This window comes from Rhodococcus sp. UNC363MFTsu5.1 (assembly GCF_000686785.1).
GTDB lineage: Bacteria > Actinomycetota > Actinomycetes > Mycobacteriales > Mycobacteriaceae > Rhodococcus_G > Rhodococcus_G maanshanensis.
Genome location: NZ_JMLO01000041.1, coordinates 1 through 23,802, shown reverse-complemented (window position 1 = coordinate 23,802; position 23,802 = coordinate 1). Strand labels below are relative to the sequence as shown.

Annotated in this window: 21 protein-coding genes; 9 read left to right on the top strand and 12 right to left on the bottom strand. The window is 69.6% G+C overall.

Annotation, left to right across the window (positions count from 1 at the left end; all coding sequences use genetic code 11):
- Positions 1–51 precede the first annotated feature (51 nt).
- Positions 52–540 (bottom strand): DUF420 domain-containing protein, encoded by a 489-nt coding sequence (locus BR31_RS0123930; protein ID WP_027503200.1) that lies wholly within the window; start codon positions 538–540, stop codon positions 52–54.
- A gap of 95 nt (positions 541–635) precedes the next feature.
- Positions 636–2,168, bottom strand: a complete 1,533-nt coding sequence (locus BR31_RS0123925) for a class I adenylate-forming enzyme family protein (RefSeq protein WP_027503199.1) — start codon at positions 2,166–2,168, stop codon at positions 636–638.
- Positions 2,169–2,294: 126 nt separating this feature from the next.
- Here BR31_RS0123925 and BR31_RS0123920 point away from each other — a divergent pair, with 126 nt between their 5' ends.
- Both BR31_RS0123920 and BR31_RS0123915 read left to right on the top strand, forming a co-directional pair.
- Positions 2,295–2,915, top strand: coding sequence for a TetR/AcrR family transcriptional regulator (locus BR31_RS0123920; protein WP_027503198.1), 621 nt, complete (start codon positions 2,295–2,297; stop codon positions 2,913–2,915).
- A gap of 31 nt (positions 2,916–2,946) precedes the next feature.
- Positions 2,947–4,599 carry an acyl-CoA dehydrogenase family protein gene (locus tag BR31_RS0123915; RefSeq protein WP_027503197.1) on the top strand — a complete coding sequence of 551 codons (1,653 nt, stop codon included), beginning with the start codon at positions 2,947–2,949 and terminating at the stop codon, positions 4,597–4,599.
- 57 nt (positions 4,600–4,656) lie between these two features.
- On the opposite strand, the gene BR31_RS0123910 is transcribed toward BR31_RS0123915, so the two are convergent.
- From BR31_RS0123910 to infC, 8 genes are all read right to left on the bottom strand, one after another.
- Complete coding sequence (locus BR31_RS0123910; RefSeq protein ID WP_027503196.1) at positions 4,657–4,848, bottom strand: hypothetical protein; 192 nt, start codon at positions 4,846–4,848, stop codon at positions 4,657–4,659.
- Between the two features lie 66 nt (positions 4,849–4,914).
- Complete coding sequence (locus BR31_RS0123905) at positions 4,915–5,388, bottom strand: hypothetical protein (RefSeq protein WP_027503195.1); 474 nt, start codon at positions 5,386–5,388, stop codon at positions 4,915–4,917.
- A gap of 112 nt (positions 5,389–5,500) precedes the next feature.
- Positions 5,501–7,987 (bottom strand): phenylalanine--tRNA ligase subunit beta, encoded by a 2,487-nt coding sequence (gene pheT, locus BR31_RS0123900; RefSeq protein ID WP_027503194.1) that lies wholly within the window; start codon positions 7,985–7,987, stop codon positions 5,501–5,503.
- A gap of 28 nt (positions 7,988–8,015) precedes the next feature.
- Positions 8,016–9,086, bottom strand: a complete 1,071-nt coding sequence (gene pheS, locus BR31_RS0123895) for a phenylalanine--tRNA ligase subunit alpha (RefSeq protein WP_027503193.1) — start codon at positions 9,084–9,086, stop codon at positions 8,016–8,018.
- A gap of 64 nt (positions 9,087–9,150) precedes the next feature.
- The gene (locus BR31_RS0123890; RefSeq protein ID WP_027503192.1) at positions 9,151–9,963 is read right to left on the bottom strand and encodes a TrmH family RNA methyltransferase; all 813 of its coding nucleotides are present in this window, start codon (positions 9,961–9,963) and stop codon (positions 9,151–9,153) included.
- Positions 9,964–9,986: 23 nt separating this feature from the next.
- Positions 9,987–10,376 (bottom strand): 50S ribosomal protein L20, encoded by a 390-nt coding sequence (rplT, locus tag BR31_RS0123885; RefSeq protein WP_027503191.1) that lies wholly within the window; start codon positions 10,374–10,376, stop codon positions 9,987–9,989.
- 67 nt (positions 10,377–10,443) lie between these two features.
- Positions 10,444–10,638 carry a 50S ribosomal protein L35 gene (gene rpmI / locus BR31_RS0123880; RefSeq protein ID WP_027503190.1) on the bottom strand — a complete coding sequence of 65 codons (195 nt, stop codon included), beginning with the start codon at positions 10,636–10,638 and terminating at the stop codon, positions 10,444–10,446.
- 54 nt (positions 10,639–10,692) lie between these two features.
- Positions 10,693–11,394, bottom strand: a complete 702-nt coding sequence (gene infC, locus BR31_RS0123875; protein WP_072752160.1) for a translation initiation factor IF-3 — start codon at positions 11,392–11,394, stop codon at positions 10,693–10,695.
- Positions 11,395–11,688: 294 nt separating this feature from the next.
- Between infC and BR31_RS0123870 the strand changes: the two genes are divergently transcribed.
- Both BR31_RS0123870 and BR31_RS0123865 read left to right on the top strand, forming a co-directional pair.
- Entirely contained in the window at positions 11,689–12,033 is a 345-nt protein-coding gene (locus tag BR31_RS0123870; RefSeq protein ID WP_027503188.1) for a DUF1844 domain-containing protein, read from the top strand.
- A 72-nt stretch (positions 12,034–12,105) separates the two neighbouring features.
- Positions 12,106–12,525, top strand: coding sequence for a DUF1801 domain-containing protein (locus BR31_RS0123865; RefSeq protein WP_027503187.1), 420 nt, complete (start codon positions 12,106–12,108; stop codon positions 12,523–12,525).
- 491 nt (positions 12,526–13,016) lie between these two features.
- On the opposite strand, the gene uvrA is transcribed toward BR31_RS0123865, so the two are convergent.
- A complete protein-coding gene (gene uvrA / locus BR31_RS0123855) occupies positions 13,017–15,962 on the bottom strand; it encodes an excinuclease ABC subunit UvrA (protein ID WP_027503186.1) in 2,946 nt (981 codons plus the stop codon).
- A gap of 169 nt (positions 15,963–16,131) precedes the next feature.
- Between uvrA and BR31_RS0123850 the strand changes: the two genes are divergently transcribed.
- The 4 genes from BR31_RS0123850 to BR31_RS0123835 all read left to right on the top strand — a co-directional run bounded on the left by BR31_RS0123850 (position 16,132) and on the right by BR31_RS0123835 (position 20,593).
- Positions 16,132–16,821 carry an MBL fold metallo-hydrolase gene (locus BR31_RS0123850; RefSeq protein ID WP_027503185.1) on the top strand — a complete coding sequence of 230 codons (690 nt, stop codon included), beginning with the start codon at positions 16,132–16,134 and terminating at the stop codon, positions 16,819–16,821.
- Positions 16,822–16,873: 52 nt separating this feature from the next.
- Positions 16,874–17,767 (top strand): DoxX family protein, encoded by an 894-nt coding sequence (locus BR31_RS0123845; protein WP_027503184.1) that lies wholly within the window; start codon positions 16,874–16,876, stop codon positions 17,765–17,767.
- Positions 17,764–18,177: a hypothetical protein gene (locus BR31_RS0123840; protein ID WP_051637695.1), complete on the top strand. Its 414-nt coding sequence runs from the start codon at positions 17,764–17,766 to the stop codon at positions 18,175–18,177. Before BR31_RS0123845 ends, BR31_RS0123840 begins: the two co-directional genes overlap by 4 nt.
- 115 nt (positions 18,178–18,292) lie before the next feature.
- On the top strand, positions 18,293–20,593 hold the full coding sequence (locus tag BR31_RS0123835; RefSeq protein WP_027503182.1) for a HelD family protein: 2,301 nt from the start codon (positions 18,293–18,295) through the stop codon (positions 20,591–20,593).
- A gap of 69 nt (positions 20,594–20,662) precedes the next feature.
- Here the strand turns inward: BR31_RS0123835 and BR31_RS0123830 are convergent, their stop codons facing one another.
- Positions 20,663–21,115 carry a universal stress protein gene (locus BR31_RS0123830; RefSeq protein ID WP_027503181.1) on the bottom strand — a complete coding sequence of 151 codons (453 nt, stop codon included), beginning with the start codon at positions 21,113–21,115 and terminating at the stop codon, positions 20,663–20,665.
- 149 nt (positions 21,116–21,264) lie between these two features.
- Between BR31_RS0123830 and BR31_RS29865 the strand changes: the two genes are divergently transcribed.
- On the top strand, positions 21,265–23,646 hold the full coding sequence (locus tag BR31_RS29865; protein WP_081830656.1) for an alpha/beta fold hydrolase: 2,382 nt from the start codon (positions 21,265–21,267) through the stop codon (positions 23,644–23,646).
- The last annotated feature ends 156 nt before the right edge of the window (positions 23,647–23,802 follow it).

Genomic DNA, 23,802 nt, shown 5'->3' with positions numbered 1-23,802 from the left:
TGATTATGCATCATCATGCAAGCCCATTCATAGCCAGGGCGCGGGCGGCCCTCAGGCGACGAACGCGACCCAATAGAAGGCCCAGCAGGACACCGCGGTCAAGGTCATGCCGATCGCGGCGATCCGCGCCCAGCGCCGGTGCCACGCGCTGTGCGCCCCCGGATGCGGCGAGCCGCCGAAATTCCGCACCGCCCGGACTATCACCACCGGCCACAGCAGGACCGAGAACACCGCGAACACCAGGTGGATCGCCAGCACCGACCACACCAGGGTCGACGCCGAGCCGCCGACAACGCCCGCCGACCGTTCTTCCCATCCGTTGAAACGCACGTCCAACTCGAAGAGGACGACGGCCACCAGCAGCGCGACGCCGAGCGCGAGCTGCACCGACCTGTGCAGTCGGAAGCGCCTGCCGACCCTGACCTGGTAGACGCTCCAACCGAGGACCGCCACCACAAGCGCCATCAACAGCACCATCATGTCCATGGCCGAGGAGGCCCTCGTACCGAGGAAGCCGTCGATCCCACTGAAGTCGTTCATCGCCGAAACCACACCTTTGTCCCAAACTTCCCGACACCGTGTCGGGAAGATGCGGTTCGGACGGTATCAGGCCGAATCGGCGGGCCTCGCGCCGGTCAGGACAGCACCGCCTCCCGGATCACGTGCTTGGTGAGCTTGCCGGAGGGATTGCGCGGCAGTTCGTCGACAACCACCAGCTCACGCGGGATCTTGTAGCGGGCCAGCTTGTCGGCCAGGTACCCCCGCAGCTCGTCCAGCTCGAGCGTCGCGCCACCGACGGTCGCCACCACCGCGACCACCGTCTCGCCCCACTGCGGGTGCGGCCGCCCGATCACCGCGACGTCGACGATGTCCGTGCGCGGGCGGATCGCCTCCTCCACCTCCTGCGAGTAGACGTTCTCGCCGCCGGTGATGATGACGTCCTTGGTGCGATCGACGATGTAGAGGTAGCCGTCCTCGTCGACCCGCGCCACGTCGCCGGAGCGGTACCAGCGGCCCTCGAACACCTCGGCGTTGGCCTCGTCGTTGTCGAGGTAGCCGACCATCCGGGTGTCGCTCGCGAGCCAGATCTCGCCCGTCTCCCCCGGCCCGGCGTCGAGGCCGTCCGGCCGGACGACGCGCAGATCGACGCCCGGCATGCCGCCGCGCCCGATCGACCCGGCCTTGGCGATCTGCTCGTGGGGATAGAGGGCGGTTCCGGTCGGGCCCATCTCGCTCATCCCGTACACCTGGTAGAAGTCCTCGGACCGGTACGCGTCCTGCAGCTGCCGCGCCACCTCGGCACCGATCGGCGCACCGCCGTATGTCCATCGCCGCATCGTCGAGAAGTCGTAGGTGGACATGTCGATGCCTGCGGCGCGGACCACCTGCAACGGCGCCAGGTAGGCGATCGGTGCGCCGAAGAACGCGGTGATCTTCTCGGCGCCGATGATCTCGAGGAAGGGCAGCGGCGCATACTCGCGCATCAGCACGACCGTGCCGCCGAGGAACATCGTCGGGACGAACCAGACATTGAGTGGGGCCGCATGCCAGATCGGCATCGCGATCAGCACCCGTTCGTCGCGGTCGAGGCCGAGGGTGGTCGCGATGTACGGCGCGACGGTCGTGATCGAGCGGTGCGTGTGCAGGCAGCCCTTCGGGGCACTGGTGGTTCCCGACGTGTAGAGCACCTGGGCGATCTCGGTCTCCTCGACCTCGACGCCTGCCCACTCGTCGGCGACGTCCACGAGCGCGTCGAAGTCCCGGTCGGCGTTTCCCTCGGCGTCGTCACCGAGCTCGGTGAGCAGCCAGTCCACCTGCGGCGCACCGGCTTCCGCGTTCGCTCGGAGCGCGGCCGAGACCACACCCACCTTCGCGCCGCAATGCGTGAGCGTGTACTCGACCTCAGGGGGTGCCAGCTTGTGATTGACCGGCACCAGCACCGCGCCCGCTCGCCACGCCCCGAAGGCCGCGATCACGAAGCCGGGGGTGTTGTAGGTCATCACCGCGACCCGGTCGCCGCGCCGGACACCCCGGCCGCGCAGCACCTCGGCCGCCCGCTTCGACGCGGCGACGAGTTCGCGGTAGCTGAGGCGCTCGGCCTCGTAGACCACCGCCTCCTTGTCCGGGAACTTCCGGCAGGTGCTCTCCAGCATCGTCGTCAGGTCCATGGGTCCTCCTCGGGTGGCGCCCGGCATGTCGTTGCGGCCGGATTGCCGTCTACGGCGATTCGTTCTACAGTCGGGATCGACAAGGATTGAATCACGATTCATAGTTTTGCGAAAGGCGCCGACCACATGGCCTACCGAGCGACGGAGAAGACCCGCGCCGCCCAGGCGGAGCGCAGGGAGGTGCTGCTCGCCGAGGCCGGGAAACTGGTCGCGGCCGGCGGATTCTCCGCCGCCTCGGTCAAGGCCATCGCGGAGAACTGCGGCGTGAGCGTCGGATCGGTGTACTCGTACTTCGACGGCAGGGCCGACCTGCTGGCCGCCGTGTTCCGCCGCGGCGCCGACCAGGAACTCAACGAAGTACGGCTGGCCGTCGCCCAGCACTCGAGCGCGGCTGACCGACTGCGCGCGCTGGTCGAGACGTTCGCCCGGCGCGCCATCCGGGGCCGCCAGATGGCCTGGTCGCTGCTGTTCGAACCGGTCGATCCCCGGGTCGACGAGGAACGGCTCGTCTACCGCGGCTCCTACGTCGAACTGACCACCGCGATCCTGCGCGACGGTATCGAGGAGGGCGAGCTGCCCGAACAGCACGTCGGGATCGCCGCGGCTGCACTGATCGGCGCCATCAGCGAGTCCCTCACCGGCCGACTCTCCCCCGTTCCCGTGGAGCTACCCGAGACCTTCTCCGACGACGACATCGTCGACGCCATCCTCCAACTGTGCCTGCGCGCGGTCGGTTTCGCCGCCTGACCGCAGCCGATACCCAAGAAGGAACCAACACATGACGAACACAGTCGCCTCGCCGCACCGCACCCACGAGGTCTTCAACCAGGCACCCCCTCGGGTGGATGTCAACGAGTACACCTCGAACGTCCCGCTCGTGGAGGGCGTGCGCCGCTACGACGCCGAGTGGGCGCAGCACGATCTCACCGAGGTCGGCGCACTGGTCGGCACAGCGGAGTTCCAGCACGACGCCGAGCTGGCCAACACCGTGCTCCCGACGCTGCACACTCACGACAAGTACGGGCACCGGATCGACGAGGTCGAGTACCACCCGGCCTATCACCGCATCATCGGCGCGGCGGTCGAGCACGGCGCCCACACCTCCGCGTGGGCCGACCCGAAGCCCGGCGCCAACGTCGCCCGCGCCGCCACCTTCATGATGTTCGCGCAGGTCGAGCCCGGTCACTCCTGCCCGGTCTCCATGACCCATTCGGTCGTCCCCGCCCTTGACTTCTCCCCCGAGCTGGCCGAGCTGTGGCTGCCGCGCCTCTACGCACGCGGGTACGACGGCGGACTCGCCGCGCCGGGCAGCAAGCCGGGCGTGCTGTTCGGCATGGCGATGACGGAGAAGCAGGGCGGATCCGACGTCCGCGCCAACACCACCCGCGCGGTCCCGAACTCCGACGGCAGCTGGTCGCTGACCGGGCACAAGTGGTTCTGCTCGGCACCGATGTCGGACGGGTTCCTGATCCTGGCCTATACGGACGAAGGCATGTCCTGCTTCCTGGTCCCCCGGGTGCTCGAGGACGGCACCCGCAACGTCTTCCGCATCCAGCGCCTCAAGGACAAGCTCGGCAACAAGTCGAACGCCTCGTCGGAGATCGAGCTCGACGGCACGATCGGGCATCTGGTCGGCGAACCGGGCCGCGGCGTCCGCACCATCATCGAGATGGTCTCGCGCACCCGGCTGGACTGCGTGTACGGCTCGGCAGCGGGCATGCGCCAATCGGTCGCGGAGGCCCTGTGGCATGTGCGCCACCGCGCAGCGTTCGGCGCGACGCTGATCGACCAGCCCGCGATGACCGCGGTCGCCGCGGACCTCGCGCTCGAGTCGGAGGCCGCGACCGCGACCGCGCTGCGCCTGGCCCGCGCCCACGACGAGGACGCCGACGACACCGAGAAGGCGTTCCGCCGGCTCGCCACCGCGGTCAGCAAGTACTGGATCTGCAAGCGCGGACCGCACCACGCCTACGAGGCGCTCGAGTGCCTCGGCGGCAACGGCTACACCGAGGCGTTCCCGCTGGCTCGCCGGTACCGCGAGCAGCCGGTGATGGCGGTGTGGGAGGGCTCCGGCAACGTGATCGCCCTCGACGTGCTGCGCGCCATGACGCGTGAGCCCGAATCCGTCGCGGCCTTCGACGCGGAACTCGCGCTCGCCTCCGGGTCGTCGCGGTTGTTCGACGAACACCTCACCCGGATTCGCGGCGCGCTCGCCGAGCTTTCGACCCTCGACACGGCGCAGGCTCAGCTGCGCGCACGTCCCGTGGCTGCCGCGATGGCGCTCGGCCTGCAGGGCTCACTGCTCCTGCGCACCGCACCGTCCGCGGTCGCCGAGGCCTTCCTGGCGGCGCGACTCGGGCCCGAGCGTGACCTCGAATACGGCACGCTCCCGGTTGGCACCGACTTCACGGCGATCCTGGACCGCCAGTAGTTCGAGGACGGCCGGCCCGGTGGCGGACCCAGGTCCGACCTGGCCGGCCGTTCGCGCTCACTCCAGGCGCAATGCGGGCGACCGGCGCCTGCCGTCGCCGGGCTCGTCGGGGAATCCGCGCGGCTTGCGCTGCCCGAAGTTCTCCCAGATCGACACGATGAAGAGCATCGTGACACCGATGAGGACGACCGCGATGGCGGCGCCGACGACCACGAAGCCGAACACGACCCCGATTTCCGACCAGACCATGGCACTACCTCCACGTCTTGGTTGTGAAGTTGCACAGCGAGATGGCTACACCGTACGCCGGGGGTCCTACGAGTCCATGGACTTTCGGATCTCGTCGAGTTTGCTCTTAGCCACCTTCTGCCGCTCTTCCCACTGCTCCGCGACGGTGCGACCGGCCGGGGACTCCGCATCGAGCTCGGTGGCACCAGCCGCGGTCCCGGCGCGGGTCTCGATCTTCTCGCGTACCGAGTCGAACGTCGGCACACCCGAGTCGGTGTAGTCGGGCGCTGGCATCGCGGTCGGCAGCCCGGATCCCGCCGTCGGCACCGGGACGCCCGCCACCACCGTTGGGTCAGGCGGGATCGACGCGTCGGGCGGGAAGGGCACCTCCGCCGGGATCGGCACGTCCGGCGAAGCCGGGATGTCGCCGCCGATCGCGCTCGCGGCAGCCGCGATCGACGCCAGCGCCGGACGGCCCGCGGTCGCGGCGGCGATCACCCGCACCAGTTCCTGGTCGGTGAGCCCGCTCAGCCCATCGGCAACGCTCTGGGAATCGGTCATGACACCTCATTCCGTCGACTTGCCGCAAGGCTACGGCAGCCCGCGTCGAGAGTGCACCTGCCGGCGGCCGACTCGGCCGATGCCCCGGCAAGTGCACTCTCGACGGATAGGGTCAGGCCCGAAGCTGCGCACCCACCGCGGCGGAGGCCGCGGCGACGGCCGCGTCCCGACCGGCGGAGGCCTCGTCCTCGGTGAGCGTCCGATCCGCGGCGCGAAACCGCAGCGCGAAGGCAAGCGACTTGCGCCCCTCGCCGACCTGGGCGCCCTCGAACACGTCGAACAGCCGGATCTCCTCGAGCAGCTCGCCCGCGCCGGAGCGCAGCGCCGCCTCCACGGTGGCGGCGGGCACAGTGGCGTCGACCACGACCGCGACGTCCTGGAGAACGGCAGGGAACGGCGAGACCCGAGGCGCGGGAAGCGATTCGGTGATCGGCAGCGCGGTCAGGTCGATCTCCACCGCACAGGTACGCGGCGGCAGCCCGCTGCGCTCGAGCACGGCCGGATGCAGCTCACCCGCGTGCCCGACGACGACTCCGTCGACCAGCAGTTCGGCGCCGCGGCCCGGATGCCAGGGCAGGTATTGGGCGGCCCGCCGCTCGAGGGACACACCGGCCGCCTCGGCGATCGTCTCCGCGGCCGCGAAGGCATCGGAGGCCTCGACGGCGCGGCCCGCGCCCCACGGTCCGCTCGGTTCCCTGAGCCCGGTCAGCACCGCGGCGACGTGGGTCGGCTGCGCGGGCAGCGACTTCAGCAGGTCCGCGACCTGCTCGTCTGTCGGGCGCCGGTCCACCGGCAGTGCCTGCACCGGCTTGGTGTCGGGCCCTGGGAGGACGACCTGCGCGACGCCGAACAACGCGAGGTCACGCTGGCCACGAGAGGTGTTGCGGGACAGGATCTCCAAGAGGCCCGGCAGCAGGGTGGTGGCAAGCTCGGGGCGATCGGACTCGAGCGGGTTGAGCACCTTCGAGGTGGTACGGCGCGGATCGTCGGCGTCGAGGCCCCAGGCGTCGAACACCCCGGTGGGCAGGAACACCGTCGGCAGCACCTCGACGTACCCGTCGAACGCGAGCGCCCGACCGACGGCGCGGCGGCGACGCTGCTGCGGGGTCAGGCCGCGGCCTGCGGGTGCGGCGGGAAGCACCGAAGGGATCTGCTCGAGACCCTCGAGGCGCAGCACCTCCTCCACCAGATCCGCCGGCTGCTCCAGGTCCGGCCGCCAGGTGGGCGGGGTCACCACGAGCTGGCCGTGGCCGGACTCGCTGACCCCCACGTCCACGCCGCAACCGACCTGCGTCAGCCGCCTGGCCGCGGTGCCGTTCGGGTACGCCACACCGGCCACCCGATCGGGCAGATCGATGTCCATGTGGATCGGAGCGGGCTCGTCGACCCCGCCGACATCGGTGAGAACCGGCTCGATGCGGCCGCCCGCGATCTCCACCAGGAGCGCGGCCGCGCGGTCGAGCGCGGCGACGGGCAGGGCCTGGTCCACCACGCGCTCGTACCGCTTGCTGGCCTCGCTGATCAGCTTGTGCCTGCGGGAGGTCCGGAACACCGCGAGCGGGTTCCAGATCGCGGCCTCGAGCAGCACCTCGGTGGTCCCGGCGCCGACCTCGGTGCTGGCACCGCCCATGACACCGGCGAGGGAGACCGCGCCCGTGTCGTCGGCGATCACCACGTCCTCGGCGTCAAGCGTCCGCTCCACCCCGTCGAGCGTGGTCAGCTTCTCGTCCGCGGCGGCCCGGCGCACCACCAGGCCACCGGTCAGCTTGTTCGCGTCGAAGGCGTGCAGCGGCTGTCCGAGCTCGAGCAGCACGTAGTTGGTGACGTCGACCGCAGGGGAGATCGGACGCACACCGGAGAGCAACAGCCTGCGCTGCAGCCACCACGGCGACACCGCGGCGGGGTCGATCCCGGTGACGCGACGCAGCGCGAAGCGCGGTGACCCGGACTCCGGCAGCACCGTCAGCGGCCACGCCTCCCCGTCCACCCCGTGAGTGGGCAGCACAGCGGGGTCGGCGAACTCGAGGTCGAACCCGCAGGCCAGCTCCCTGGTCAGCCCGCGCACCGAGAAGCAGTACCCGCGGTCGGGGGTGATGTTCAGCTCGATGATCGTGTCGCCGAGGCCGAGCAGCTCGTTGGCGTCGGCACCGGGCTCGGCCGTGCCGGGCTCGAGCACCAGGATGCCCGAATGATCCTTGCCGATCCCGAGTTCGGCGACCGAGCAGATCATCCCGTCGGACACCTGGCCGTAGGTCTTGCGCGCGGCGATCTTGAAGTCACCGGGCAGCACCGCGCCGGGCAGGGCCGCGACGATCAGGTCGCCCTCGGCGAAGTTCCTTGCACCGCAGACGATTCCGCGGGGCTCGGACTCTCCGACGTCGACCTGACACATCCGGATCGGCTTCTTGAACTCGGTGAGCTCGGTGATCGACACGACCCGGCCGACCACCAGCGGCCCCGGCACCCGGTGCAGGACGTCGACCTCCTCGACCTCGAGGCCGACGCGCACGAAACCGGCGTCCAACTCCTCGGCCGTCACCTCCCAGTCGGGGGTCGCCCGCTGCAGGATCTCGGTCAGCCACGATTGCGCTACTCGCACGTCTACTCAGCTCTCTCGTTCTCGTCGATCAGGCCTGGACACCGAAGGGCAGCGTGAATCGCACGTCGCCCTCGACGATGTCGCGCATGTCCGGGATGCCGTTGCGGAACTGCAGGGTTCGCTCCAGACCCATGCCGAACGCGAATCCGGAATATTCGTCGGGGTCGATTCCACTGGCCCGCAACACCTTCGGGTTGACCATGCCGCAGCCACCCCACTCGACCCAGCCCGCGCCGCCCTTCTTGCCCGGGAACCACACGTCCACCTCAGCCGATGGTTCGGTGAACGGGAAGTAGTTGGGCCGCATCCGGGTCCGGGTGTCCGGGCCGAACAGGGCCCTGGCGAAGGCGTCGAGGGTGCCGCGCAGGTGCGCCATGGTCAGGCCCTTGTCGATCGCCAGGCCCTCCAGCTGGGAGAAGACCGGCGTGTGCGTGGCATCCAGCTCGTCGGTCCGGAAGGTGCGCCCAGGGCACACCACGTAGATCGGTACCTCCCGCGAGAGCATGGTGCGGACCTGCACCGGCGAGGTGTGCGTGCGCAGCACCTGTCGCGAGCCCTCGGGCGCGATGTGGAACGTGTCCTGCATGGTGCGGGCGGGATGATCCGGCAGGAAGTTGAGCGCGTCGAAGTTGAAGTGCTCGGTCTCCACCTCGGGACCCTCGGCGACCTCCCAGCCCATCGCGACGAACACGTCGGAGACCTGCTCGGAGATGATGGTGATCGGGTGGCGGGCGCCAACCGGACGACGCTGGGCGGGCAGCGTCACGTCGATCGCCTCCGCGACGAGCACGGCGGCGTCGCGCTCGGCGAGGAGCACCTCACGGCGGGCATCGAATGCCGTGGTGGCCCTGGTGCGTGCCGCGTTGACCCGCTTGCCCGCGTCCGCCTTCTCCTTGCCGGGCAACGCGCCGAGAGCACGCCGGACGAGCGACAGCGGCGCCTTGTCGCCCAGATGGTCGATCTTCGCCTTGGCCAACGCGTCGAGATCGCCTGCGGCGGCGAACGCCGACTCGGCCCGCTCGGCCGCGGCACCGAGCGCGTCTTCGGTCAGCGCCTCGGTGTCGATCGGTCCTGAAGTCTCGGCCTCGTTCTTTGCCACGGCTGGTCAAACTCCTCGTCGATGGTCGTCGCGCCCTGCGCACCCGGCGCACAGCAGAACAATCCTAGGTTGTCGGTCGGTCCTGTCGATGCTGCACCCGCGCGCTCGCGTACAGGCAGATGGCGGCGGCGGTCGCCAGGTTCAGGCTCTCCGCGCGGCCGTGGATGGGAATCCGCACCCGATGGTCGGCCACTGCGGCGATCGCCGGGTCCAGCCCGTGCGCCTCGTTGCCGAACAGCCACGCGGTCGGCCGGGCCAGCAACTCGTCCGCGTCGTCGAGATCGACCTCGCCGTCGGCAGCGGTCGCCAGGATCTGCACCCCCGCGGCGGTGATCTGTTCGAGCACAAGGGCCACGTCCCGCTCCCGCGCGATCGGCAGGTGGAAGACGCTGCCCGCCGAGGAACGCACGCACTTGCCGTTGTGCGGGTCGACGCTGTCGCCTGCCAGGATCGCCGCGTCGGCCCCGACCGCGTCCGCGACCCGGATCACCGTTCCCGCGTTACCGGGCTCGGACACCGACACTGGGACGGCCAGCAACCTGGGCGACCCGTCCAACGCCTGCCCCAGCGGGACGTCCAGGAGTCCACACACCGCGACCAACCCCGGCGGGGTCACCGTGTCACTGAGTGACCGGGCGGCCCGCTCGGTGATCGGCGAGACCCGCACGCCCGCTGCGGTTGCCCCGGCGATGAGCTCGCCGTACCTGGCGCCGGCCTCATCGGTGAAGAAGAGTTCCTCCACACGGCCGGTGGCGAGCGCCGCGGTCACCGAATTCGCGCCCTCGGCGAGGAAGCGCCCCGCCTTCTTGCGCTCGGCGCCGCGCAACAGCTTGACAGCAGAAACGACCCGTGGAGTCCGCTCGGTGAACGGGTCCACGGGTCGCTCCTGGTTCAGCTTGCTCAGGCTGCTTCCCCGGCGGGGGCGTTCACGTCGGCAGGCAGGGCGGCCTTCGCGATGGCCACCAGGCCGGCAAACGCCTCGGCGTCGGAGACGGCCAGCTCGGCGAGGATCTTGCGGTCGACCTCGACACCCGCGGCGTTCAGGCCCTGGATGAATCGGTTGTAGGTCATGTCGTTCGCGCGCGCGGCGGCGTTGATACGCGTGATCCACAGCTTGCGGAAGTCACCCTTGCGCGCGCGGCGGTCCCGGTACGCGTAGGTGAGCGAGTGGAGCTGCTGCTCCTTGGCCTTGGTGTACAGGCGCGAGCGCTGTCCACGGTAGCCCTTGGAGGCCTCAAGAATCGAACGACGCTTCTTCTGGGCGTTGACCGCCCTCTTTACGCGTGCCACTGGGAAATCCTGTCAATCTCGGAGCGCGACGGGCGCTCCTGGGTTGGTCAAAAAGTGCTGGTCTCGATCAGATGCCGAGCAGGCGCTTGATGCGCGGGGTGTCAGCCTTGCTGACGACGGCCTTGCCATCGAGGCGACGGGTCACCTTGGTGGGCTTGTGCTCGAGCAAGTGGCGACGGCCGGCCTTCTGGCGCAGGATCTTGCCGCTGCCGGACACCTTGAATCGCTTCGAGGTGCCGCTGTGGCTCTTCATCTTGGGCATGGAGTCCTCAGTTCTGTGTTTCTTCGGTACTGCATTTCGGTGGTGCTGGTCTGGCTAGCTGCTCGGCGCCTCGGGTGCAGCGCCTCCGGCCGGAGCCTCGGGTGCCGCAGCGGGTGCCTCCGGCGCGGGCGCCGAGGCGGGCCTCGGAACCTGGGGCACCGGAGCCTGAGCGCTCTCCTGGGCCTTGACTCGGGTCTTGGCGCCCTTGTGCGGGGCGAGCACCATCGTCATGTTGCGGCCGTCCTGCTTCGCCGAGGTCTCGACGAAGCCGAGGTCGGCGACATCGGCGCCAAGGCGCTGCAGCAACCGGAAGCCCAGCTCGGGACGGGACTGCTCGCGACCGCGGAACATGATGGTGACCTTGACCTTGGACCCCGCCTCGAGGAAGCGCACAACGTTGCGCTTCTTGGTCTCGTAGTCGTGGTCGTCGATCTTCGGACGGAGCTTCTGCTCCTTGATCACGGTCAGGGTCTGGTTCTTGCGCGATTCGCGCGCCTTCTGCGCGGCCTCGTACTTGAACTTGCCGTAGTCCATGATCTTGCACACCGGCGGACGGGCGTCGGGCGCCACCTCGACCAGGTCGAGATCGGCCTCGAGGGCCAAGCGGAGTGCATCTTCAACACGCACGATCCCGACCTGCTCACCGCCGGGTCCGACGAGTCGAACCTCGGGTACGCGGATGCGATCGTTGATGCGGGTCTCAGTGCTGATGGGGCCTCCTAGGTTGAGCGGCGTGGTCGTCCTGACCGCCGGCAGCCCGTTGCCCGCTCTCTCCCAACAAAAGAGCCCCGCTGGATTTTCACCATGCGAGGCCCGATGTCGACCGGTTCGATGTCCGCCGCGATCACATCGCGGCCTTCACCCCCTCAGGAGAGGGAACCCGACCCTGGCATGATCTCCACACGGAACACCGTGCCGAGATCACACCCAAAGGGCGGGCGACCGGACCGCTGACCAGCGTGTTTGATGCGCCGGATAGCGGTGGGAGTCGGACTCCACTTGCTGCCCCCAACATCGTCGGGGGCGGTCGTGTATGGAAGTCTAGCAGGCATGACAGAGCAAACTCACACGGGCGACGTCCGCGAGCTGGCCGATGTGCCCGCAGTGGAGGTCATCAGCCGCGCCGCAGTGATGCTGATGAGCTCGGCCGCCGAGAAGCTCGGCCTCTCCTCACCCGACCCCGACGAGAGCGACCACCTCGACCTGGACGAGGCCCGCCGGGTGATCACCGCGCTCGCAGGCCTGGTCACCGCCTCGGCGGAGTACCTCGGCCCGCACGCGGGTCCGATCCGCGAGGGACTGCAGGCGCTCCAGCGCGCCTTCCGCGAGGCATCCGCCCATCCCGACGAGCCCGGCAACGGCCCCGGCGAGAAGTACACCGGACCCGTTTACTGACCCTCCACCCCGCCGCCATCGAGTGACCCGATTCCCTCGGTGGCGGCCGGGGCGAACGGCGATACTGGATCCGTGGCGAACAAGACCCAGCCGACCGGCGCCGACGTCGAGGAGTTCCTCGGCACGCTGACCGACGACGTCACGAGAGCCGACTGCGGACACCTGATCGACCTGATGCGCGCCGCGACCGGCGAGCCGGCCGCAATGTGGGGTCCGAGCATCATCGGGTTCGGCAACCGCACCTACCGCTACGCCAGCGGGCATCACGGCAACACGGCACTGATCGGGTTCGCCCCCCGGTCGACGGCCCTCACCCTCTATCTGAGCCTGAACCTGGACGACCACCGCGACGCCCTGCAGCGCCTCGGCAAGCACCGGACCGGCAAGGGCTGCGTCTACATCAAGCGGCTCGCCGACGTCGACGAGTCCGAACTCCGCGCCTTGATCGAGGCATCTGTGCGCGCCGCGCGCGCGATGTCCTCAAACTCCTGAGCGGGCCTAATCAGCGCGCCGAGCAGCAACGTTCCCCCTCCCCTCAACCCCACCAGCATCTTGTGACAGACGTCACATTCGTTGGCGGGAAGCAGGCTTCAGATTCCGTACGTACGTCCAGTCCCGCTCGTGTACAAAGATTCCGGATCGGGGGATCACTTTCGTTCAACCCGCCCCGTCGTCCGACACCCGGGGATGGGGCAGCAGCTCGATTCGTCTCCAGCCAACGAGATCGCCGGCTAGCCGGCGATCTCGAACTGAACACCGCACATCGCAATGAAGAAGGAGCTCACATGCCCAACCCCAGTGACATCGACGGTCTGTTCGGATCCATCGCCAACATCATCAACTCCATGCTCGCGGGTGCCTCGAGCGGCTCTAACGTTCCCACCGAGACCGGCACGGTCTAGCGAACGGTCGATCACAGACAGCGGTGCGGGCCGGGTCCATGAGGACCCGGCCCGCACTGCCGTCTGTGGCCGCCTTCCGCGTCAGACCGCGGCCGCCGCCTTGCGCGGCGCCCGCTTCCGCTTCGTCTCACCCGTCGCCGACGCCTTGGCCTTGCCGTTGACGGCTGGCTGCTGGTCGAGCACCTCCCGCAGGAACCTGCCGGTGTAGCTGGCGGGCACCGCCGCGATCTGCTCCGGGGTGCCCTCCCCGACGACGGTTCCGCCGCCCGACCCACCCTCGGGCCCCATGTCGACCACCCAGTCCGACGTCTTGATCACGTCGAGGTTGTGCTCGATCACGATCACCGTGTTGCCCTTGTCCACCAGCCCGTTGACGACGCCGAGCAGCTTGCGGATGTCCTCGAAGTGCAGGCCGGTGGTCGGCTCGTCGAGCACGTACACGGTGCGCCCGGTGGAACGCTTCTGCAGCTCAGCGGCCAGCTTCACCCGCTGCGCCTCGCCGCCGGACAGCGTCGGCGCCGGCTGGCCAAGCCGTACGTAGCCGAGACCGACCTCGACGAGCGTCTTGAGGTAGCGGTGGATCGAGGTGATCGCCTCGAAGAAGTCGGCGGCCTCCTCGATGGACATGTCGAGCACCTCGGCAATGGTCTTGCCCTTGTAGTGCACCTCCAGGGTCTCCCGGTTGTAGCGGGCCCCGTGGCACACCTCGCACGGGACGTACACGTCCGGCAGGAAGTTCATCTCGATCTTGAGCGTGCCGTCTCCCGAGCACGCCTCACACCGGCCGCCCTTGACGTTGAAGGAGAACCGTCCCGGCTGGTAGCCGCGCACCTTCGCCTCGGTCGTCGCGGCGAACAGGGTCCGGATCTTGTCGAACACGCCGGTGTAGGTGGCCGCGTTCGAGCGCGGCGTCCGGCCGATCGGCGACTGGTCCACCTGGACCAGCTTGTCGAGTTGGTCGAGCCCGTTGATCCTGGTGTGCCTGCCGGGGACCTGGCGCGCGCCGTTGAGCTTGTTCGCCATCACGGTCGCGAGGATGTCGTTGACCAGTGTCGACTTTCCCGAGCCGGAGACGCCGGTCACCGAGGTCAGGACGCCGAGCGGGAAACTGACGTCGATGTTCTTGAGGTTGTGCTCCTTGGCCCCGATCACCGTGACCTGACGCTTCTTGTCGACGGGCCTGCGAATGGCGGGCACATCGATCGTCGACCGGCCGGAAAGGTATGCGCCGGTGAGCGATTCCTCGCAGGTCAGCAGCTCCTCGTACGGGCCGCTGTGCACGACCCTGCCGCCGTGCTCGCCCGCGAGCGGGCCGATGTCGACCACCCAGTCCGAGGTCCTGATGGTGTCCTCGTCGTGTTCGACGACGATGAGCGTGTTGCCGAGGTCCCGCAACCGGGTCAGCGTGTCGATCAGCCGCCGGTTGTCACGCTGGTGGAGTCCGATGGACGGCTCGTCGAGCACGTAGAGCACGCCGACCAGGCCGGAACCGATCTGGGTGGCCAGCCGGATCCGCTGGGCCTCCCCGCCGGAGAGGGTGCCTGCCGCACGTGAGAGCGACAGGTACTCGAGCCCGACGTCGAGCAGGAAGCCGAGCCGCGCCTGCACCTCCTTGAGGACCTGACCGGCGATGGCCTCCTCGCGGGCACCGAGCGTGAGGCTGTTCAGGAAATCCGCGCAGTCCGAGATCGACAGCTCGGCGACATCGGCGATGGACTTCTTGCCGTGCTCCCCCGCCGAGATGGTGACCGAGAGGATCTCCGGCCGGAGCCGGGCACCGTCGCACGCCGGACACGGCACGTCGCGCATGTACCCGTCGTAGCGTTCCTTCATCTGTTCGGACTCGGTCTGCTCGAGCCGACGGTGCAGGAAGGGCATCACGCCCTCGAACTCGGCGTAGTACGAGCGCGTCCGCCCGTACCGGTTCTTGTACTTGACGTGCACCTGGTCCGCGCTGCCCTCGAGCACCGCCTTGCGCGCCTTGGCGGGCAGCTCGTTCCACGGGGTCGACATCTCGAAGCCCATGATGTCGGCGAGCCCGGACAGCAGGCGGCCGAAGTACTCGGAGGTCTGCCCCATCGACCACGGCGCGATCGCCCCGTCCTCGAGACTCAGCTCCGGATCCGGCACCACCAGGTCCGGGTCGACCTCCTTGCGGATGCCGAGGCCGGTGCACTCCGGGCAGGCGCCGTACGGCGAGTTGAACGAGAACGACCGCGGCTCGAGATCGTCGATCGAGAGGGCGTGCCCGTTCGGGCAGGCCAGCGACTCGGAGAAGCGGCGTTCCCGGTCCGGCGCGTTCTCGTCCCGATCGACGAAGTCGAGGACGACGATGCCGTCGGCCAGGCGCAGCGCGGTCTCCACGGAGTCCGTGAGCCGCTGCTTCGAGCTCGCCTTGACGGTGAGGCGGTCGATGACCACCTCGATGTCGTGCTTCTCCTGCTTCTTGAGCTTCGGCGGGTCGGTCAGCTGATGCACCACACCGTCCACCCGGACGCGGGCGTAGCCCTGGGTGTTGAGCTGGTCGAAGAGGTCGACGAACTCACCCTTGCGGGTGCGCACCACCGGCGCGAGCACCTGGAAACGGGTGCCCTCCTCCATGGCGAGCACCTGGTCGACGATCTGCTGGGGGCTCTGCTTCGCGATCTGCTCGCCGCACACCGGGCAGTGCGGGGTGCCTGCGCGGGCGTAGAGCAGACGGAGGTAGTCGTACACCTCGGTGATGGTGCCGACCGTGGATCGCGGGTTGCGGTTGGTCGACTTCTGGTCGATCGACACCGCGGGCGAGAGGCCCTCGATGAAATCGACGTCGGGCTTGTCCATCTGCCCGAGGAACTGGCGGGCGTAGGCCGACAGCGATTCGACGTAGCGGCGCTGTCCCTCCGCGAAGATGGTGTCGAACGCGAGCGACGATTTGCCCGAGCCGGACAACCCGGTGAAGACGATGAGACTGTCCCGGGGCAGGTCGATATCGATGCCTCGCAGGTTGTGCTCACGCGCTCCTCGCACGATCAAGCGGTCCGCCACTCGATGTCCCTTCTCGTCGACGCAGAGGCGATAGTCCTCACGCGCTGCACATGGTAGGCCGGGGTACCGACATCGACGGTGGAGCCGCGATCAGACGACCCCGGGTCACCCGCGGCCGATCGCGCGCCCGAACCCTCGCCCGCACCCATTCGACGGTAGCGTCCCCACCATGGACGGGCAGCAGATGACAATCGACGACAACTACACCGGCGAGCTCACGGTGGATTCCGACCCACAGCGGCGGTCCTTCGCCGGCGCCAGCATCACCAAGATCTCCGTCGGCCCCATGGACAACAACTCCTATCTCGTGGTCTGTTCCGAGACCGGTGAATCCCTGCTCATCGACGCCGCGAACGACGCGGACCGGCTCGTGAGCCTGATCTCGACCGCGGCGCCCACCCTCACCTCGATCGTCACCACCCATCAGCACCCCGACCACTGGTTCGCGCTCGCCGAGGTGGTCGGCAAGACCGGCGTACCCACCATCGCGCACGCCCTCGACGCGGACCCTCTCCCCGTCGCGCCCGACCGCACCGTGACCGATGGCGACCTGGTCGAGGTGGGCAGGCTCGCACTCGAGGTCATCCATCTCGCCGGTCACACCCCCGGCTCGATCGCGCTGGCACTGACCGATCCGTCCTCAGGCCAGGTCCACCTTTTCACCGGCGACTCGCTGTTCCCCGGTGGAGTCGGCAAGACCGCCGATGCGGAGAAGTTCGCCTCGCTGTATCGGGACGTGACGACCAAGCTCTTCGAGCGATTCCCCGACGACACCATCGTGTACCCGGGCCACGGCAAGGACACCACGATCGGCACCGAGCGGCCGTTCCTCGCCGAGTGGCAGGAACGCGGTTGGTGACGCCCGGCCTTGGCTAGGGTGGAGTAGACCCGATCACGAGGGAGGCCACGCCATGCTGGTCCGTCGAATCGCCCGCCCCCTGCTCGCAACGGTGTTCATCACCGGCGGCATCGATGCACTCCGACATCCCGCCGGGAAAGCAGACGTCGCGGAGCCGGTCATCCAGCAAGCACATGGCGCTCTCCCAGACCGCGTCGCGGCGCTGGTGCCCTCTGACCCCACGAACCTGGTGCGCCTGAACGGGGCGATCCAGGTCGGTGCGGGCGCCTTGCTGGCCATCGGCAAGGCTCCGCGCGTCGCGTCGCTGACGTTGGCGGGCAGCCTGCTGCCGACCACGCTCGCAGGCCACGCCTTCTGGAGGGAGTCCGATCCGGTGCAGCGGGCCGCACACCGGACCCAGTTCTTCAAGAACATGAGCCTGCTCGGCGGTTTACTGATCGCAGGCGTCGACACCGAGGGCAAGCCGTCGCTCGGCTGGCGGGGCCGCCGAGCGGCCCGTCGGGCTTCCGGTGCGGTGCTGGCGGCGCTGCCCACCTCCAAGGAGGGTGAGGCGCACGGAGCGGTCGGCGAGCGACTCCAGTCCGCATCGGAACGGGTCCGTGAGCTCGCGGGCGAGGCGGCCGAACGAGGGGCAGCCCTCGCGGAGACAGCACAGGAACACGCCCCGGAACTCCTCGCGCTCGCCCGCGAACGAGGGGCAGCCCTCGCGGAGACAGCACAGGAACACGCCCCGGAACTCCTCGCGCTCGCCCGCGAACGAGGGGCAGCCCTCGCGGAAACGGCACAGGAACGCGCCCCCGAGCTGCTCGCGCTCGCGCGCGAACACGGCGCCGAGTTGACCGAAACGGCTGCCGAGCGCGGCGCCCAGCTGGGTCACACGGTTGGCGTCGGCACCGAACGCGCCGTGCGGCGGGCCCGACGGGCCGTCGCGGACCTGGGCTCGTGATCGCTGCCCCTGAGTCCCGGATCATCCGAGAGGTCGAGGATCACCACGCGGTGCTCGAACGGTGGCTGGGGACCGTCGCGGACCCGGCACTGCTGACGGAGTTCATCGGCGCCCACACCGCGGACTTCTCCCTCGTCACGACCGAGGGGCACGTCGTGTCCGGCGACGAGCTCGCCGATTCGCTGCGCGGGGCGGGCAACGCGGCACCCGGGCTCAGGGTCGCGATCACGGCGGTCGAGGTGCAGCTCGTCACCGCCGAGGTGGCGATCGCCCGGTTCCACGAGACGCATCACACCGTGACCGGGGCCGGGGCCGGCGTGCGGATCGTCACCGCCGTCCTGGTCCCCGCGCCGGGCGCCCGCAACGGACTCCGTTGGCGTTCGGTACACGAGACCCTCCGCACCGACTGAACAACGCGACGCGTTGAGAGCGGACGACGCGCTGACCTGGTCCTTCTGCGTCCGAGCCACCCGGCCACTAGACTCGCTTGGCACTTTTCCCTCCCCTACCGCCCGAGGAGACCACTTGCCGGACGAGGCGCTGCAGCACGACGAACGTGAGCGCGAGCAGCAGTACGTGTCAATGCTGTACGACCGTCTGGATTCGATGCGTGACTACGCCGCGACCCGCCTGCGCAAGGTGCTCCTCGAGACCGGCGGCACCCCCCAGGCCCGCAGCGAGCGCGAGTCGTTCAGCCTGATGTACACCGAGGACATCGCGAAGTACGACGCGGCCGAGAACGGCCTCTGCTTCGGGCGGATCGACCTCGACGGGCAGGACCAGGACACCGAGCGCCCCGACGGCGACGCGCGACGCTACATCGGCCGGGTCGGCATCCTCGATGAGGCCAACGACTACGAGACCCTGCTGCTGGACTGGCGGGCGCCGCTGGCCAGGCCGTTCTACCTGGCGACCCCGGCCGCACCCGAGGGCGTCACCCGGCGCAGGCACATCAGGACCCGCAGCAGGAAGGTCACCGGGCTCGGCGACGAGTACCTGGACCTCGCGACCGCGGAGCGCGCGGGGGCCCTCGACGGCGCTGGCGGCGTCGCGGGCGAGAGCGCCCTGCTCACCGCGCTCAACGCGGCCAGGACCGGCCACATGAACGACATCGTCGAGACCATCCAGTCGGAGCAGGACGCCATCATCCGGTCCGAGCACAAGTCGGTGATGGTCGTCCAGGGCGGACCTGGAACCGGCAAGACCGCGGTGGCACTGCACCGCGCGGCGTACCTGCTCTACACCTACCGGCAGCAGCTGGCGAAGAGCGGCGTGCTGATCGTCGGACCCAACGACACCTTCCTGGACTACATCGGCCAGGTGCTGCCCTCGCTCGGTGAGACGGGTGTCCTGCTCTCCACCATCGGCGATCTCTATCCGGGAGTGCGTGCCACACATCAGGATTCGCTCGAGTGTGGCGAGGTCAAGGGTTCGCTCGCTATGGTCGAGGTACTCAAGCAGGCGGTCCGGGACCGGCAGGAGACCCCGCAGGAGCCGATCCGGCTGAGGTTCGACTCCTACCCGATCACCCTCGATCGCAAGGTCGTCACCCGCGCGCGCGGGCGGGCCCGCTCGTCGCGGCGCCCGCACAACCTCGCCCGGCCGATCTTCGTCTCGGCGGTGATCGAGGCCCTCGCCGATCAGCACGCGGCCCGGATCGGGTCGAATGTGCTCGGCGGGGCGAACCTGCTCAGCCGCGACGACATCGCCGACATCCGCGACGAGATGCGCGGCGACCCCGAGGTGATGGCCGCGATCGACGGGCTGTGGCCGCAGCTGACGCCCCAGCGGGTGCTCGCCGACCTGCTCGGTTCGCGGAAGCGGCTGGCCACGGCGGCACGCGATCTCACCGCCGAGCAGCGCGAATTGCTGCACCGCACCGGTGTAGCGGGATTCAGTGCCGCCGACGCGCCCCTGCTCGACGAGCTCGCCGAACTGCTCGGCGTGGACGACGCGGCGGAGCGCGAGCGCGCGGACCGCGAATGGCGGGCGCAGATCGCCGATGCCCAGGGCGCCCTCGACATCCTCACCGGCTCGGCCCCGCAGGACCTCGAGGACGAGCTGGATCCCGAGATCCTGATGGCGTACGACCTGATCGACGCCGGGCAGCTCGCGCAGCGTCAGGATCTGCGGCAGTCCCAGACCGCGGCGGAGCGCGCTGCGGCCGACCGCACCTGGACCTACGGACACGTCATCGTGGACGAGGCGCAGGAACTCTCGGAGATGGCATGGCGAATGCTGATGCGGCGCATCCCGAATCGCTGGATGACCCTGGTCGGCGACACCGCCCAGACGGGCGATCCGGCCGGCAGCTCGTCCTGGCAGACGGTGCTCGAGCCGTACGTCGCCCGGCGCTGGAAGCTGACCGAGCTGACGGTGAACTACCGCACGCCGTCCGAGATCATGGAGGTCGCGCAGGACGTGCTCGCCCGGATCGACCCCGGCCAGACGGTGCCGCGTTCGGTGCGTGACTCGGGGACGCGGCCGTGGGCACGGCGGGTTCCCGAGGGCGAGGTCGCCGAACAGGTCCGTCGGCTGGTCGCCGCGGAGACCGGGCCCGGCCTCGTCGCGGTCCTGACCAGCGAGTCCGGCGTCGACGAGTACCTCGACCTGGTCTCGGATTCGGTGAGCGTGCTCTCGGTCCGCCAGGCGAAGGGGCTCGAGTTCGACTCGGTCCTCATCGTGGAGCCCGGCCGGATCGTGGACGAGTCACCGCGCGGCATGAACGACCTCTACGTCGCGCTCACCCGCGCCACGCAGCGACTCGGCGTCGTGCACGCGCACCCGCTTCCGGAGGGACTGTCGAAACTGTCTGTACTCGAATAGCTTTCACGGGCGCAAAGACAAACCGCCCCCGTCGGCGAGGCCGGCGGGGGCGGGAGATGTCGGACGCGGCTAGCGGACCGTGTGCACGATCAGGACGTCGGACGTGGACTTGCGCGCCGCGTCCGAGGGTACCGATCCGAGCAGACGCCCGGTCAGCGTGTTCAGTCCGCGGTTGCCGATCACCAGCAGGTCGGCCTCGACCTCGTCGATGAGCGCGAGCAGCGAGTCGACGGGGGCGCCGACGACCGCGCGCTCGACGATATCGGTCGCACCGGCCGCATGCGCCCGCTCGCGGGCGGACCGCAGGATCTCGAAGGTCGGCGCGGAACCGGTGATCTGGTACGCGTCCTCACGGAGGGTGTCCTGCGCGGCCTCGATGTCCTTCGGATCCGCCGGGTAGTAGGCGCAGGCGATGACCAGCTTCGCGCCGGCATCCGACGCCAGCGACGCTGCCTTGTCCACTGCCTTCAGGGACGAATCCGAGCCATCGGTTCCGACGACGATGGTGCGGTAGGCGCTCATTGAATCCTCCAAGGTGCTCAGGTCTGACCGGAGCGCCGCAGAGAACACGGACAGCCCGGCCGCTGGGAAAGACCCTAGCCGGATCGCGATCGGGTTAGGGGGAATTGCGGCACAACGCACATCGGCGCCTCCTCGCTACATTAGATCTCATGCGAATCCCCCGGCCGCAGGGAATCAGGACCCGGATCGCCGTGGCCGCCGCACTCGTCGCGGTCGGCGTCGGTGCCGTCGCCGTGACCAGGTCGATCACCGAACCGCCCGCGCCGGTGACCGAGGATGTCGCGGTCACGATGCCCGCGGGTCCCGCGGAGTCGGGTCAGGTCAAAATCGATGCCCGCCTGTATCTTCCGCAGCACACCCCCGCCCCCGCCGTGCTCCTCGCGCACGGGTTCGGCGGCAGCAAGGACTCCGTCGCCGCACAGGCGCGAGCGCTCGCGGAGGACGGGTTCGTGGTGCTGGCCTTCAGCGCAAGGGGTTTTGGGCAGAGCACCGGCCAGATCTCGTTGAACGACCCCGATCGCGAGGTGGCGGACGCTCGCGGACTCGTCGACTGGCTGGCCGCGCGCGGCGAGGTCCAGCGGGACGGCCCCGGCGACCCGCGGATCGGCGTTGCGGGCGGATCCTATGGCGGCGCACTGGCCCTGATGCTCGGCGGACTCGACTCGCGAATCGATGCGATCGCCGCGGCGATCACGTGGAATGACCTGGGCCACGCCCTGTTTCCGAACTTCGGCACGCTCGAGACGCAGCCACCCTCGACGCCCGCGGCTGCCGGATACGGCGGCCCCGGCGTGCTCAAGCGCGGCTGGGCAGGCATCTTCTTCGGCGCGGGCACGGCCCCGTCCGAGGCAGGCACGGACGCGGCCGGACCACGAGCGGCACCGGACCCGTGCGGACGGTTCGCGCTGGAGTTCTGCCGGGAGTACGCCGCGGCCGCGGTGTCCGGGAAGCCGAGCCAGGAACTGCTCGACCTGCTCCGCGCGCACTCCCCCGCGGCGGTCGCGGGCGCGATCACGGCGCCGACGCTGCTGATCCAGGGCGAACAGGACACGCTGTTCGGACTGGACCAGTCCGATGCGACCGCGCGCCAGATCGCCGCGTCCGACACGCCCGTCCAGGTGCGCTGGTTTCCCGGGGGGCACGACGCCGGGGGCGAGGGCACCCGGTTCAGCGAGTCCGCGACGTCACGGTTCCTGTCGGACCGGCTCCGCGGGTCGGGCGAGGTCGACGAGGAGTTCGTGTTCTCGCTCCCCGGAACCCCGACCGATCAGGGGCGCCCCTCCTACCGGCGGATGACCGCCGCCGACTACCCGGGCCTGGTCGCGGGAGCGCCGCCGACCCCGACGTCCGAGCTCCCGCTCGCCGGCCCTGCATCGCAGAGCATCATCCGGCCGCCGGGCGCCTCACCCGCCGCACTGTCGGCGGTGCCCGGCCTCGGCTCGGCACTGTCGAACCTGGGCGCCGCGGGCGGACCGGCTGCGGAGCTGGTGGCCGACCCGCCCGGCCAGTCCGCCGCGTTCGCCACCGCCCCGCTCGATCGCCCGCTCACGATCACGGGTGCCCCAACGGTGCGGCTCACGGTCACCGCCGCCTCCGCGCCGGGGGACGCCGTACTGTTCGCGAAGCTGTACGACGTGAGCCCCGACGGCCGGCGCACCCTTCCCGGCGGCGCGGTCTCCGCGATCCGCCTGCCCGACGGTCCAGGGCCGATCCCGATCTCGGTGACCCTGCCCGGCATCGCGTTCCAGGTTCCGCAGGGACACCACCTCGAGGTCGTCGTCACCACCACCGACCAGGCCTACGCGAACCCGCTCAGCCCGGCCCAGTACTCGGTGGCCCTCGCAGACGCCGGCCTCCTTGTCCCGAGCGTGCCCGCAACAACCTCCAGCCGTTCGCTGCCGATCGCCCCGCTGATCGGGATCGCCTGCATCCTCGGCGGGGCCGCGCTGCTCGTGGCCGTCGGCGTGATCCGCCGCCGTCGCCGCGTCGCGGCCGAGGTCGATCCGGCCCTCGTCGACACTCCCCTGGTCATCACCGACCTGCGCAAGACCTATGACAACGGTTTCCGCGCCGTCGACGGGGTGAGCTTCACCGTCCGCCGCGGCCAGGTTCTCGGGCTGCTCGGCCCCAACGGCGCGGGTAAGACCACCACCCTGCGGATGCTGATGGGGCTGATCGCGCCGACAGAGGGCGAGATCCGCGTCTTCGGCCACAAGGTCACCCCCGGCGCTCCCGTGCTCTCCCGGCTCGGGTCCTTCGTCGAGGGGTCAGGGCTGCTGCCGCACCTGAGCGGCATCGACAATCTGCGGCTGTACTGGGAGGCCACCGGGCGGCCTGCCGCCGAGGCCCGCATGGACGAGGCCCTCGAGATCGCGGACCTCGGCGACGCGATCGAACGGAAGGTCCGCTCCTACAGCCAGGGGATGCGCCAACGGCTCGCGATCGCGCAGGCGATGCTGGGCCTGCCGGACCTGATGGTGCTGGACGAACCCACCAACGGGCTAGATGTACTGCCCAGGCAGGTTGGTTGAGGGATTGCGACGACACGCTGTGACTGGTCGTTGAACAGCGAAGGTCTCCTGTCGTGAAGTGGAGCTGCTTAGACACCCACATCGCGGACAGGAGACCTTCGTGGTTCACGCTAACGCACCACTGACCCCAAGAGGCCGGCTGCTGCTGGCCCGACG